Origin of the sequence: Bhargavaea ullalensis, assembly GCF_042432615.1 — a bacterium.
Lineage (GTDB): Bacteria > Bacillota > Bacilli > Bacillales_A > Planococcaceae > Bhargavaea > Bhargavaea ullalensis.
In genome coordinates, this window is record NZ_JBHLWY010000018.1 from 26,122 (window position 1) to 40,072 (window position 13,951).

Here is a 13,951-nt window from a genome sequence, read left to right on the forward strand (position 1 = left end):
AGTGCCTCGTTTTTTTGTTATGTCAAATGAAATTCGGAGAACCGGAACTTGCAATAAAAGATGACCAATTGCTCCGGCAGGACAAACATCATCGCATAAAACAGCCCGAAGCCAATCACAAGGAAGCCGAGACTGCCAAGATCCGTCCATCCATTTTGTCTGATCACGTATTGAAGGATGAAAAAGATCCCCAATCCTGCTGCGGTTGCGGCAGGAACATAGCTTTTGTACTCGAACGTCTCCCGCCACATATCTTGACGGCCTCCTTCGCGGTAATCCCCCCGCCGGATTTTCAGGATCAGTCTCAATAAAACCAGGAAAAACACAAGCAAACCCGTCAACAGGCTGGTCAACGTGAAGGCCACCATCGAATGATCAGGAACGCCTGCCCCTTCAGCAGCAACGAAAAGCGCACAAAGATAAAACGTGATGCCGAACAGGTTCTGAGAAACCAGAATGCTGACAAGGTATTGCACTTTCTCGCTTTTCCTGTACACGGCAGGAATTGAATAGAGCAGCGAGAGGGAAATCAAAATGGAAGTGAACCAGAAATGAAGCGTCAAAATCTGCTCCTTCCAAGGATGATTGGACGTATATCCCAATATGAAATATTCTCCAGCAAACATACCTGCCTGAAGAAATGCTGCCATCACCATGTTTCCGGCGAGATTCTGCGGACTTTGCCTGCCGGATTCAAGCGGTTTTCTAAAGACGTAAACATCTTTCTCTTGTAGCAAAAGCTATTGCCTCCTTCCCGTACACCGAGCCGAATCTGTCAACGCGCTCAGTTAATCTCCTTTAATCGATTCAGACTGCCGGATTCATTAAAGTTGAAGCTGTTAAAGCGATACTTGCAGTAAAGGATAAACAGTTGTTCCGGCAGTACAAACATCATCGCAAAGAAAACACCGATGCCGATCACAATTAAAATCATGTCTTCCAAGCTTGCCCAACCCGACATTCTGATCATGTATTGCAAAACAAAGAATAGACCAAGTCCGGCAACTGTGGCTATTGGTGCAAAAGATCTATACTCCAAAGCTTTCCTCTGTCTGTCCGCCTTTGTGCCTTCCCTATAGTCACCTCTAGCAAGCTTTTTCCAAAAGCGAATGGCCGTCAACGCAAAAATAAGCGAACCCGCAAAAAGCACCACCCATGTGGCAGTCAAAGTGGAAGAAGCCGTGGCATTTGAACGTTCATTTCCCATGATGAAGAGCGCACTGATCGGAAGGATGGCGCCTGCTGTGTTCTGACTGATCAAGATTAAATACTGAAGGCGCTCTGCTTTCTTATAAACGGGCGGCAAGGAAAACACCAATGCCGATACAGAAAGGAAAACCGTAATCCAAAAATGCGTTATCAGAATCTGCTCTTTATGGGATGGATCGTTCGATCCGCCGCCACGTAATATTCTAATGCAAACAGGCCTGCATGGAAAAATGCAAAAAGGAAAAGGATCCCCCCAATGCTTTTGGACTCTGCCGCCCCGATTCAAACGGTTTCCTTAAAACAATGACATCTTTTTCTTGAAGCAAAAAAGGTCCCCTCCTTCATTGAATCACCCAAATCTTTGTCCATCAACGATCCTTCCTGAGCGAATTAATTCTAATATAGTTGAGCGCCTTCCACAAAACTGAAACCTGCTATAGAACCGTTGAAAGCAGCATGATAAACTATTATTGATAGGAATATTTTGACGGGAGGAAATACATTGAAACATAAGAAAAAAGTTGTTCCGGCCGCCGGTTCGCTTCTCCTTTCCGCGGGCATGCTCCTCGGAACGGTTGCCCCTGCATCCGCTGCCGCTCCTCAGCAAGACAGCACGATCAAACTGCGCATTCTCGAGACTTCAGACACCCACTCGAATGTGTTCAGCTATGATTATTACAAGGGGACGGTCAACGAAAAAATCGGTCTGTTGAAAGTGGCTTCTGCCGTTGAAAAGGCGCGCGGCGAAGTGAAGAACTCCGTCCTCGTTGACGGAGGCGACACGATTCAGGGAACCCCGCTCGGCACCTATTTCGCAACGGTCGATCCGGTTGACGAAGACGGCGTGCACCCGGTGATCCGGGCATTCAACGCCATGAAGTATGACGCTGTCACGCTCGGCAATCACGAGTTTAACTACGGCCTCGACTTCCAGGCGAAGACGTACGGCAAGGCGGACTTCCCGTACTTGAGCGCGAACGTTTACAAGGACGACGGGGACGACAATCCTGACAATGATGAGCTCATGTTCAGGCCATACGACATCCAGGACAAAGTCGTGACCGATGAATCCGGCAAAGAACAGACGATCAAAATCGGCTATATCGGCTTTGTGCCGCCGCAGATCACGATGTGGGACAAGGGCCACCTCGATGGCAAAGTCGTCACAAAAGGCATCATTGAATCCGCCGAAAAATATGTTCCTGAGATGAAGGAAAAAGGCGCGGACATCGTCATCGCACTCACCCATTCCGGCTTTGACGCCGATGCAGGGTCCGATAACCCGCTTGAAGAAAACGCGGTACTGCCGCTCAGCCTGGTGGACGGCATTGATGCCATCGCCTTCGGTCACGGGCATGATGTATTCCCGGCCGAGGAGGGTGCTGCACTGGCCTCCAAGTTCATGGACGGCGACAAGCCGGTCGTTTCCATTGATGCAGAGAAGGGAACGATCAACGGTGTGCCTGCCGTGGAAGCAGGATACGGCGGTGCGTTTCTCGGCGTAATTGACCTGACCATCAAACCGGACACCGACGGCTGGAAAGTGGCCGACGGACAGTCCAAAGTCCAGCCGGTCACCGACTTTGAGGAAGACGCTGAACTCAAGAAAGCTTTGCAGGCTGAACATGAAAAAGTTGTGGAATACACAAACCGGAAGCTCGGCACGACGACTGCGCCGATCCACAGCTACTTCTCACTCGTCCAGGACGATCCGTCCATCCAAATCGTGACGGAAGCCCAGAAAGCCTATGCGAAAAAGTTCATCGAGCTCAACAAGCCCGAGTACAAAAACACACCGATCCTCTCTGTCGGTGCTCCGTTCAAAGCGGGCGGCCGCAACGGCGTGACCGAATACACCGATATCCCGGCAGGCGATCTGACGATCCGGAGTGCAGGCGACCTTTATCTCCACGACAATACGCTGAAGGCGATCCTCCTTACCGGCAGCCAGCTGCGTGATTACATCGACCGTTCTGCCGCGAACTTCAATACAATCGATCCGTCATCTGACAAAGAGCAGCCGCTGCTCAATCCGGACTTCCGTTCCTACAACTTTGATGTCGTGGACGGCGTCACCTATCAGATCGATGTAACGAAACCCGCAAAATATGACACCGGCGGAAAAACCACCAATCCGGATTCATCACGCGTAGTGGACCTGAAGTTTGAAGGCAAGCCGGTCGCGGATGATCAGGAATTCGTCGTGGTCATGAACAACTATCGTCAGAGCGGCGGCGGATACTTCCCGCATATCGACGGTGCCCCGCTCATCGTTGATTCTGCAGACGAGAATCGCCAGGCACTGATGGACTATATCAAAGACCAAGGCGAGATCAATCCTTCCGCCGACAGCAACTGGTCAATCGCACCGCTCGAAGGCAATCCGAACGTGACGTTCATCTCCAGCCCGGTTGCGGAAAAGTTCGCGAAAGAATCGGGCAACATCACTTACACGGGCGAGAAAGACAAAGACGGATTCGGCATTTTCAAGATCGACCTGAGCGGCAAGAAAATCCCCGCTCCAGAACCGGTCAAGTCGTTCACCGATGTCAGCACCAAGCATTGGGCGAAAGAATACATCGACCATCTATCTTCGATGAAAGTCATCACCGGCTATCCGGACGGCACGTTCAAGCCCGAAAAACAGATCACACGCGGACAGTTCATGTCGATGACGGTCCGCTCGCTCGGCCTGAGTGACGGCACGAAACCGTTCAACGAGGAACTCGCCATTGCCATCGAAAAAGGCATCACCGTCAAGACACCGGAAACCTTCGGCTCTGCCGTTCCGATCAGCCGCGAACAGATGGCGGCCATGATCGTCCGGGCTTATAACGTCAAGACCGGCAAGGAACACGAAGCCACGAAAACGCCGGATTATCCGGACTTCGACAAAGTTGCGCCTTGGTTCAAAGAAGAAGTGAGCATCGCCTATGAACTCGGTTTTATGACCGGCGAACCAAGCAGCCACTTCAATCCGAAAGGGCAGGCCAAGCGCGCCCACGCCGCCAAAGTCATTTCGCTTTATATGACGAAGTAAAGAAACAGTTTCCGCCGGGGGCTTTTCAATTCTCCGCCATCCCGGCAGTCCCCCCATATGTACCACTCTTGCACCCCTCGCCCAGGCGACCGGGGTGCTTTTTGGGGCGCGAACCCATGACTTAATACCTATTTGTTTTGATAATTCAATTAACGTTACCTTTCTTGTCGAAAGAACGCTATTATATTGTCTAATCCCGAAAACAATTATGCGGGAGAATCATTCGCCATAGAATGCAGGCACCCAAGACAAAGCGGATAACTGAAGGAGACAAAGGGGGAAGGCAGAATGGAGCAGATTTTGGAAAAGATCGTCGGGTGGCTCTGGGGGTTGCCGCTCATCTTTACGGTATTGTTCGTGGCACTTTATTTTACGGTCGGCAGTAAGGTGTTCCAGATCACACACTTGCCACATATCTTTAAGGCTACATTCGGCAAAGTATTTTCCAAGAAGGACCGCAAGGAATCAGAATCGGAGAAAGGCATTCTCACACCGTTCCAGGCTGTAGCAACTGCCATCGGCGGCAGCGTCGGCGTCGGAAACATCGGCGGCGTGGCGACGGCGATCGCGGTCGGCGGACCGGGAGCGGTTTTCTGGATGTGGCTCACTGCCCTGTTTTCAATGATGACCAAAATGGTTGAAGTCACGCTTGCCGTGCATTACCGGAACTCTGACGAAAAAGGGGACCCGTACGGCGGTCCGACGTACTACATGCAAAAAGGACTCGGCGAGGAGCACAACATCAAATGGTGGAAAATCCCCGCCATCCTGTTCGGCTTCGGCATTTTCGCAACCTTCTTCATCACGCTTCAAAACTATACGGTCGCCGAGGCGATTGATTCGACATTCGGTTTCGGACTTATCCCGTCCGCCCTCATTTATGTGATTGGCATTTACATCATCATTCTCGGCGGGATCAAGCGGATCGGCGAAACCGCTTCGAAGATTATTCCATTCATGTGCGCGTTTTACCTGCTGGCGGGGCTGTTCATCATTTTCTCAAACGCCTCTGAAATCATTCCGGTTTTCAAGATGATTTTTAACAGTGCCTTCACCGGCATGGCCGCTGTCGGCGGATTTACGGGAGCTGCGATTGCACAAGTCATCCAGATGGGCGTTGCCCGCGCGGTCTACAGCAACGAGGCCGGATGGGGAACTTCCCCGATGATCCATTCCACCGCGAAAACCAGCCACCCGGTCAAACAAGGGCTGTGGGGCGCTGCCGAGGTATTCATCGACACAATCATCATCTGTTCGATTACGGCACTGACCATCATTGTGACCGGCGTCTGGTCAACCGGGCTCGACGGCGCCACCCTGACGCTCGCGGCATTCGAGGAAGGCGTGGGGTCTGCCGGCCGCTACATCATCACGGTGTCTGTCTTCCTGTTCGGGCTCACCACCACAACCGGCTGGTATACGTATTATGAAGTTCTTCTGCGCCACATCTTCTCGACCGACCGCAGCATCCAGGCAAAAAACCGGATTTTGTTCCTGTTCAAATGGATCTATCCGCTTCCCGGCCTGCTGCTCGTCATCTATGCGGTGTTTTATCAGCTGCCGGGCAAATATGTCTGGTATTTCGCGGACATCACGACGGCCATCCCGACGTTCATCAACCTGGTCGTGCTCCTGTTCCTGAGCAAGAAGTTCTTTGCCCTGCTGCGGGATTACAAAGCCCGCTACCTGAACATCGGAACCGTCGACCCGGACTTCAAGGTGTTCTACGAAGACCGGGACAAGTGACCGCCCCGTTTAATCATGCTCTCCGGAGGGAAGATTACTGGAGAATGGAATCAGACAGGAGGCGCTAGCATGTCCGCAAAAGAAACAGCGAAGAAGATCCTCGATGAAAGCATGATCGGAACGATGGCGACGGTCCAGGACGGCAAGCCGTTCAGCCGCTACATGACATTCTTCAACGACGGCTTCACGATGTATACGGCCACCTCGAAGAAGACCGACAAAGTCGACGAACTCGAAGCCAACCCGCATACTCATATTTTGATCGGGTATGACGGAGAAGGATTTGGAGATGAATTCCTGGAGATATCCGGATCCGCTTCAGTGACGGACGACAAGGGACTCATCGACAAAGTATGGAACGATGCGATGAAGGGCTGGTTCGACGGTCCAAACGACCCGGACCTCGTCATCCTGAAGATCGAACCCGACTCAATGCGCGTCATGAATAAAAAAGGCCAGCCGCCGCAGGACGTGAACTTCTCCTGACGGCCCAGCCGCCCCGGTGCTTCCGCGCCGGGGCGGTTTTTTCGGGTTGCCCGTTCATCTTGCTTCCCGCAAAACGGCAGCGTGCATTGAAGACCCACGGATGCGATGAACACTTCTACGTCCAGGGTCAACACGCTGGGAAATCGCCCTTCCAGCGACTGTTTCGCACTTAGCGCGAGGAGTTCGCACTTACAGGGATCGGTTCGCACTTAGCGCGGGGAGTTCGCACTTACAGGGATCGGTTCGCACTTAGAGTGAGGAAATCGCACTTACAGTAACCATTTCGCACTTAGAGCAGGAAGTTCGCACTTACAGCGACCGGTTCGCACTTAGAGCAGGGATTTCGCACTTACAGCAACCATTTCGCACTTAGCGCGGGGAGTTCGCACTTACAGGGATCGGTTCGCACTTAGAGTGAGGAAATCGCACTTACAGTAACCATTTCGCACTTAGAGCAGGGAGTTCGCACTTACAGTAACCATTTCGCACTTAGAGCAGGGTTTTCGCACTTACAGCAACCGGTTCGCACTTAGCGCGGGGAGTTCGCACTTACAGCAACCGGTTCGCACTTAGAGTGAGGAAATCGCACTTACAGTAACCATTTCGCACTTAGAGCAGGGTTTTCGCACTTACAGTAACCATTTCGCACTTAGAGCAGGAAGTTCGCACTTACAGCGACCGGTTCGCACTTAGAGCAGGGTTTTCGCACTTACAGCAACCATTTCGCACTTAGCGCGGGGAGTTCGCACTTACAGCAACCGTCGCACTTAGCACAACAGCGTCCGCCACACAGGTTTTAATTCAAAAAACAACCGTTCCCGTGTCAGTTCTGCGTCGCGGCATGTCTTGTTGGCGCGTTTGCCGGGTATAGGGACATAATGGAGTAAATGAATGGACGGGAGGATGGGCGGAAATGAATCCGAAATTTGAAGAAATGCAGAAGCGCCTCACCCACATCGGGAATCTGAACAATTACATAGAGGATCTGCTGCAGAAGGTCCCGGGAAATCTGGTGTCGGACAAGCAACGCAAGAAGCTGATCGAGGCCATCACGGATGATGAGGACCTCGGCGATCTGCTGGAAGGGTTGAAAAATCCGCGTCCGCCGCGGTTTGTCCTCGTCGGACGGACCGGCGTCGGAAAAAGCAGCCTCGTCAACGCGATGAGCGGCAAGTATCTTGCGGAAGTGAGCGACGTGGAGATCGGGACGAAGGAAGCCCGAAAATTCACATATGAAGCCGACGGACAGGTGTATTTCGAAGTGATCGACACACGCGGGATCGGCGAGTCGGAAACATTCAACACGAAAGCGGAAGATGAACTCACCGAAGTCGTCCGGGAATTCCGGCCGGATGCCCTGCTGTTTTTGCAGAAAGCGACAGAGCGCGGCCATATCGACAAAGACGTCATCGCGACGAAAAAACTGATGGACAAGACAGGCGGAGATCTGCCGCTCGTCGCGATCCTCACCCATATCGATGAGCTGAATCCGTCGAGAATCAAAGAACCGGATGGCTATCCGGTTGAAAAATTGAACCTGATCAGCGAGAAAAAGGCACAGCTCGCACGGATCTTCGATGAGCACGGGCTGGAAGCGACGGCCATCCTGCCGGTGTCTTCCTATATTGAATGGGAGCGTCCAGAAGAAGACGGCGGCGGACCGAGGATCGCGTTTGACGGCCGGCGCGGAATCGAGGAACTGCTGGATTTTTTGGAAGAGAATCTGGACGTGCGGGCGGCGATCCACCTTGGGCTCACCGTCCGCCTGAACCGGGTCGCCATGCGGATCTCTGAGCGGTTCATCAAGATCTTCTCTGCACTCAGCGCGACGGTCGCCCTCAGTCCGATCATTGCAACGGACATCGCCGTCCTCCTGACCCTGCAATCGATCCTTCTGATGATCATCGCCTATCTGTCTGGAAGGGAACTGGAATTCCGAACGGCCCGGGAGCTGCTCGTGTCGCTCGGCGGCATCGGGGCAACCGGCTTCACGCTCCGAATGATCGCCCAGCAGGGAAGCAAATTCGCCAATCTCCTCTTCCCCGGCGCCGGTTCTGCGATCAGCGCCGGAATTGCGAGCGGCGGTACTTACGCGATCGGCAAAGCCGCCGTCGCCTACTACTTGCGCGGTGTTCCGGAAGACCAGCTTCGGCAGGTCGTGGAAGATGCCCGGCGCGAATATGACGAACAGCAGGAAAATGAATGAATCCAAGAAGACCCCCCGTCTGCACAGAGCGGACGGGGGGTCATTTTATTTCAGTGCCGGTCAGTGCCTCTTTCCGTTGCTCCCCTTGCCGATTTGCTTGAGCGGGTAAAGCAGCAGGTCTCCGGCAAGTTCCGCGGCCCGCGCCCACAGATCCCCTTTGCCGGCGGCGAGACGCTTCACCGTCGCTTCGGCCTGGTTCTGCTGTTCCTGAAGTTTCAGCAGAGTGTCGAACCCGCTCCGGACGAGCCCTTTCAGCCGGTCCTGCATTGCGTCGGCCACTTCCGGGAAGAAGCCGCTGAAATGATCTTCACCGATCCACTTCTGGGCGTTCGCCGCCTTGTCGACTTCCCGCTTGAAATACGCCGATTGTGCCTCCATCAAATAATACAGGTCGAGCGCCTCCTGGATCTTTTGGAGCTTTCCCCAGCCGATGCCCTTGGCCCGGTAGAGCCGGACCGCGTGCCGCACATCTTCCTTGCGCGCATGGTATGCCGGCTTGTCCCTGTAGAGCTGAATGAAATCCGGGTCGGGGAGCGACGGGTACCATTTCCGGAAACGCTCCTCGAATTCTGCGAGCACCGTCTTCATCTCACGCCGGGCCTCCTTCTCGAACTGGCCCTTCGGATAATAATAATCGAGCAATTCCTCACGGCGCTTCCGGCGGGCCAGCCATCCCCCGGCCTCCGGCCAGTCCGGATACGGTCCGGCAGCCAGTCCCGTTGCCCGGTTTTCCCGTTCGTCCATGTCGCTCCCCCCTTTCTTTCTTCAATTATACGGGATTGGCTCCCCTCTTTCACGCCCGCAACGCCAACTTGCGCCACTCGGGTTGAAACTTGCGCCACTCGCGCTCAAACTTGCGCCACTCGGAGCCCAACTTGCGCCACTCAGGTCCAAACTTGCGCCACTCGCGCCACTTTTGATAGAGTTCCCGGACACAAACCGTGGTGCTTGCGCAGCGTGGGGATTCATCGGGCAATGGAGTGAGTGCGTTGGCGGAGTGAGTGGATTCATGAAGCTTCCGGTTCGAGCCGGAGTCATCTTCCCCCTCCTGTCACCACAATCAAAGCCCGCAACGGCCGTTGGATCCGGCGCTGCGGGCTTCTTTGTCATTTGATCCACTTATGGAACATCGGGCTTTGTTCGTCGTCGCCGAACACCGGATCCTGTTCAGGGACCGGCACGTTGGAGATCGTGTTTTTCGCCGCCGCCTTTTCAGCGGGGTCGCGCTCTTTCAGGTCCGGCTCCATGCCGTCCGGATAAGCGCCGACCACTTGAAAATCGTCCGATGACTCCAGTTTCTTGTGGGCCGTGCCCGCCGGCAGCAGCACCACGTCCCCCGGCTTCAATTCAAGCCGCTCGCCCGCATCTCCGCCGAGGAGGATCTCGGCCGTCCCTCTCACGACGCCGAGCACTTCGTGTGTGTTCGTGTGGTAATGATGATAGTCAAAAACGTCCCCTTCCCAACTGTTCGTCCAGCCGTGGCCGGAGAAGGAGCCGCGGATCGAGTCCGGCCCCGGCCCCGGATCCCCGTCATACGCATTCTGATAGAAAATGACCGGCAAGTCCGGATTGTTCGGCACCCGCCCGTCGTCCTTCAGGAAAAACGATCGCACCTGCACGTCCATGTTTGCCTTCATCCCTTTCCAGCGGAATTTTTCATTCACTTTATCCTCTACCCGCCTCACAAAGAGATAACCGCCGGAACCGCATGCACGTCTGCCGGTCCGCGTCTTTTCTTGCAAATCGATGGCTTTCGTCACTTTCGCCTCGGAACGGACCGGTTCCGCACATCCATTCGGCCGGAACACAGTATGCGAACCGATGATTTGAAGGGTCAGTGCGCCGAAACGGCCGTTCGCCCCTCCCACCGCCGCGGGTTACGATCAAGTCACCCGGGAATTCAAAGGAACCGTGCACGGCCGGAAAGGCCCTCACTATGAAAACGGAAGAAACGCTTCTACAATACGAACCGATGATTTCGTCGATGCTGCGTCTGCTTCATATCCGCCGCGACCACGAGAATTTCCGACAGGCGGCACGACTTGCGCTGTGGACGGCACTTGGAAAATATGATCCGTCCCGCGGCCACTTTGCGCCGTTCGCCCATCGGACCATCCGCGGGGCGATGCTGGACGAATTAAAAAAAGAATCGCGCTACGGTGAGTCGTTCACGGCGGTCGAAGGAGAAACGCTCGAGCGCCTGGCGGGATGGGCCGATGCGCCGGGCGCAGAGCACGGCGACCCGCGGATGGATGCGCTCCGCCTGGCCGTTTCCGGGCTGGATGAAGCTGAACGCCTTTTCCTGCACCGGCTGTTTGAACTGCGGCTGTCCCAGGCAGAAATTGCCCGCCTCGAGGGGATTTCCGTGTCGGGCGTCAAAAAAAGGCGCGAACGGCTACTCCGGAAACTCCGAAACCGGATGACGGGGTGTGAAGACCACTGGGCTTGAAACGGCGTTTATCCCTCTGACGGCCGGGTAAAGATAAGCATGAACTCAAACAGGAGGGATTCTTGAATGGTTAAAATTCTATCAGTCGAAAACGGTGTGCAGGCACGTGATGAAATCGAGAAGCTTGTGAATCAGGGCTATGACAAAGATGACATTTATCTGTTTGCGCACTACGAAGAGCGCGAAGATGACCTTGCGAAGGCGCTGGACGTCGAAACGCCGGGCATCGGCGAAACCGGCTTCTTCCAGACGATGAAAAACTTCGTCGCCAAGCGCGGCGATGAGCTTCGTTCCGAATTCGAAGGCGTCGGCCTTTCCACACAGGAAGCCGACCAATACGAAAAAGTATTGGATGAAGGCAAACTCGTTCTGGTCGCACAGGACAATGCGTAATGTTAAAGCGCCGCCCGCAGCTGGCGGCGCTTTTTACTATTCAAAAACAAACAATGGAAAGGGGACTGCCAATGGGCATCCACACTTTTTTCGCCAGCATGAACGACTTGGAACGGATCATCCGTGCACCGGGTAAATTCAAATTTGAAGAACATAATGTCGCAGCCCACTCTTGGAAAGTTTCCCAGTATGCGATGTTTTTCGCCACACTCGAGGAAATGAACGGGGCCTCCATCAACTGGAAATCACTTTATGAAAAGACGATCAACCATGACTTCGCGGAAGTATTCATCGGAGACATCAAAACACCGGTCAAGCACTCTTCCCCCGAGCTCAAACAGATGCTTGCGACCGTCGAGGAAAAGATGATGGAGAAGTTCATCCACCGCGAAATCCCCGGGGAATTCCAGGACATCTTTTTCCACCGGATGAAGGAAGGAAAAGACGGCACACTGGAAGGCCGACTGTTGGAGCTCGCCGACAAGCTTGACCAGTTTTACGAAGCCTACGCCGAGCTCAAACGCGGCAACACCGAGCCGGATTTTGTGCAGATGTATGAAATTGCGCTGAAAAAGATCCTTGCCATGCCGCTCAGGACAAGTGTCGACTACTTCCGCGATGTAATCGTCCAGGACGTCATCAAGGAAAAGACCGCAGTCGACGTGAAAAGCCTGACGCTCCGGATTCTTGAAAACCCTGAAAACCCTGCCGGCTGAGCGGCCTTTGTGGCGAAAGATTGACTGTATGTGTATCTCCTTTTCAACTATTCGAATATTCTATATTGTGCCTCCTTGCGAATTGATGTATAATTATGAAATCCGATTCGTATTCTGCGATAACGAGATCACAATGGAAACAGGAAGGATCCCCTGGTGGTTCCTTTTTTATTTCCTAAAGGGAAAGGAAGATGCACCATGCAAATCACACGAGACGCCATGGAAGACACCCGCCGGACGGCCAATGACTATGTCCACCACGTTTACGAGCTTGTGAAGCGCCGGAATCCCGGACAGAAAGAATTCCTTCAGGCCGTCCGTGAAATCTTCGACTCCCTCCGCCCCGTCTTCGCACAGCATCCGGAATATATCCGTGATGGCATTCTGGAACGGATCGTCGAGCCTGAACGGGTCATTTCCTTCCGGGTGACGTGGGAAGACGATAGCGGGAAAGTGCACGTGAACCGCGGCTACCGGGTGCAGTACAACAGCACGCTCGGGCCTTACAAAGGCGGGATCCGTTTCCATCCATCAGTCAACGACAGCATCATCAAATTCCTCGGCTTCGAACAGATCTTTAAAAATGCCCTCACCGGCCTGCCGATCGGCGGAGGAAAAGGCGGAGCCGACTTTGACCCGAAAGGAAAATCCGACCGGGAAATCATGCGCTTCTGCCAGAGCTTCATCAATGAACTCTGGAAGCACATCGGTCCGGATACCGACGTCCCCGCCGGCGACATCGGTGTCGGCAAGCGGGAAATCGGCTATATGTTCGGACAGTATAAGCGGCTACGAAACGCCTATGAGGCGGGTGTCTTCACCGGCAAGGATCCGGCAAACGGCGGCAGCCTCGGCCGCAAGGAGGCGACCGGCTACGGACTCGTCTATTTCACGGCGGAAATGCTGGCGAACAACGGCCACAGCCTTGAAGGCAAGCAGACCATCGTGTCCGGATCCGGGAATGTGTCGATCTACGCGATGGAAAAAGCGATCGAGTTTGGGGCGGACGTCATCGCGTGCAGCGATTCCAACGGTTTCATCCACGACCCATCAGGCATCAACCTCGACACTGTGAAGCAGCTGAAGGAGGTCGAGCGCCGGCGGATCAAGGACTATCTTGATTTCCATCCGGAAGCCACTTACATGGAAGGTTGCGAAGGAATCTGGACGCTTCCGTGCGATCTGGCCCTTCCGTGCGCAACTCAGAACGAACTGAGCGAAGAGGCAGCCGCACGGCTCATCGAGAACGGCGTGATTGCCGTCGCGGAAGGCGCCAACATGCCGTGCGACCAGGAAGCGATCGACCGGTTCATCGAAAACGGCATCCTGTTCGGTCCGGCCAAAGCCGCCAATGCCGGCGGCGTCGCCGTTTCCGCAATGGAGATGTCCCAAAACAGCATGCGCTATTCCTGGACTGAAGAGGAAGTTGACGAGAAGCTACACCTTGTGATGCAGGAAATCCACCGAAACTGTGTGGAAACCGCCGAACAGTACGGCTTTGCCGGCAACCTGATGGCCGGCGCCAACATCGCCGGCTTCCGGAAAGTCGCGGACGGAATGGTGTCCCACGGGTTGAATTGAATGGATGACTTCTCCAAAACGCCGGCCGTCATCAAGGGGCCGGCGTTCTTCGACGACCCCAAAAAGCACCAATAGTCAGCCGATTTCAGAAACTCTCCTATGCCTGAATGGTGTGATATACTTTA

General features: G+C 54.2%; 12 protein-coding genes. 8 read left to right on the forward strand and 4 right to left on the reverse strand.

Translation table 11 applies throughout. The features are described 5' to 3' along the window. Nucleotides 1-17 precede the first annotated feature (17 nt). Both ACFFIY_RS04520 and ACFFIY_RS04525 read right to left on the reverse strand, forming a co-directional pair. Nucleotides 18-737, reverse strand: a complete 720-nt coding sequence (locus ACFFIY_RS04520) for a hypothetical protein (RefSeq protein WP_354195878.1) — start codon at nucleotides 735-737, stop codon at nucleotides 18-20. A 47-nt stretch (nucleotides 738-784) separates the two neighbouring features. After that, complete coding sequence (locus tag ACFFIY_RS04525; RefSeq protein ID WP_354195876.1) at nucleotides 785-1,261, reverse strand: hypothetical protein; 477 nt, start codon at nucleotides 1,259-1,261, stop codon at nucleotides 785-787. A gap of 450 nt (nucleotides 1,262-1,711) precedes the next feature. On the opposite strand from ACFFIY_RS04525, the gene ACFFIY_RS04530 reads away from it, so the two are divergent. From ACFFIY_RS04530 to ACFFIY_RS04545, 4 genes are all read left to right on the forward strand, one after another. After that, nucleotides 1,712-4,249, forward strand: coding sequence for a bifunctional 2',3'-cyclic-nucleotide 2'-phosphodiesterase/3'-nucleotidase (locus tag ACFFIY_RS04530; RefSeq protein WP_354195874.1), 2,538 nt, complete (start codon nucleotides 1,712-1,714; stop codon nucleotides 4,247-4,249). Nucleotides 4,250-4,537: 288 nt separating this feature from the next. Further along, the gene (locus tag ACFFIY_RS04535) at nucleotides 4,538-5,995 is read left to right on the forward strand and encodes an alanine/glycine:cation symporter family protein (RefSeq protein ID WP_354195872.1); all 1,458 of its coding nucleotides are present in this window, start codon (nucleotides 4,538-4,540) and stop codon (nucleotides 5,993-5,995) included. 69 nt (nucleotides 5,996-6,064) lie between these two features. Further along, the gene (locus tag ACFFIY_RS04540; protein ID WP_354195870.1) at nucleotides 6,065-6,481 is read left to right on the forward strand and encodes a pyridoxamine 5'-phosphate oxidase family protein; all 417 of its coding nucleotides are present in this window, start codon (nucleotides 6,065-6,067) and stop codon (nucleotides 6,479-6,481) included. Nucleotides 6,482-7,394: 913 nt separating this feature from the next. Beyond that, nucleotides 7,395-8,687, forward strand: coding sequence for a GTPase family protein (locus ACFFIY_RS04545; RefSeq protein ID WP_354195868.1), 1,293 nt, complete (start codon nucleotides 7,395-7,397; stop codon nucleotides 8,685-8,687). A gap of 60 nt (nucleotides 8,688-8,747) precedes the next feature. Here ACFFIY_RS04545 and ACFFIY_RS04550 read toward each other — a convergent pair whose 3' ends face one another. Together ACFFIY_RS04550 and ACFFIY_RS04555 are read right to left on the reverse strand one after the other, a co-directional pair. Beyond that, nucleotides 8,748-9,431, reverse strand: a complete 684-nt coding sequence (locus tag ACFFIY_RS04550) for a hypothetical protein (protein WP_354195866.1) — start codon at nucleotides 9,429-9,431, stop codon at nucleotides 8,748-8,750. Between the two features lie 362 nt (nucleotides 9,432-9,793). Continuing rightward, entirely contained in the window at nucleotides 9,794-10,312 is a 519-nt protein-coding gene (locus tag ACFFIY_RS04555; protein WP_354195942.1) for a cupin domain-containing protein, read from the reverse strand. A 311-nt stretch (nucleotides 10,313-10,623) separates the two neighbouring features. Here ACFFIY_RS04555 and ACFFIY_RS04560 point away from each other — a divergent pair, with 311 nt between their 5' ends. The 4 genes from ACFFIY_RS04560 (at nucleotide 10,624) to gdhA (ending at nucleotide 13,826) form a co-directional block, all read left to right on the forward strand. Continuing rightward, complete coding sequence (locus ACFFIY_RS04560) at nucleotides 10,624-11,136, forward strand: sigma-70 family RNA polymerase sigma factor (RefSeq protein WP_354195864.1); 513 nt, start codon at nucleotides 10,624-10,626, stop codon at nucleotides 11,134-11,136. A 66-nt stretch (nucleotides 11,137-11,202) separates the two neighbouring features. Beyond that, the gene (locus tag ACFFIY_RS04565) at nucleotides 11,203-11,529 is read left to right on the forward strand and encodes a YflT domain-containing protein (protein ID WP_354195863.1); all 327 of its coding nucleotides are present in this window, start codon (nucleotides 11,203-11,205) and stop codon (nucleotides 11,527-11,529) included. A gap of 71 nt (nucleotides 11,530-11,600) precedes the next feature. After that, a complete protein-coding gene (locus ACFFIY_RS04570) occupies nucleotides 11,601-12,245 on the forward strand; it encodes a YfbR-like 5'-deoxynucleotidase (protein ID WP_354195861.1) in 645 nt (214 codons plus the stop codon). Between the two features lie 198 nt (nucleotides 12,246-12,443). Beyond that, complete coding sequence (gene gdhA / locus ACFFIY_RS04575) at nucleotides 12,444-13,826, forward strand: NADP-specific glutamate dehydrogenase (protein WP_354195859.1); 1,383 nt, start codon at nucleotides 12,444-12,446, stop codon at nucleotides 13,824-13,826. The last annotated feature ends 125 nt before the right edge of the window (nucleotides 13,827-13,951 follow it).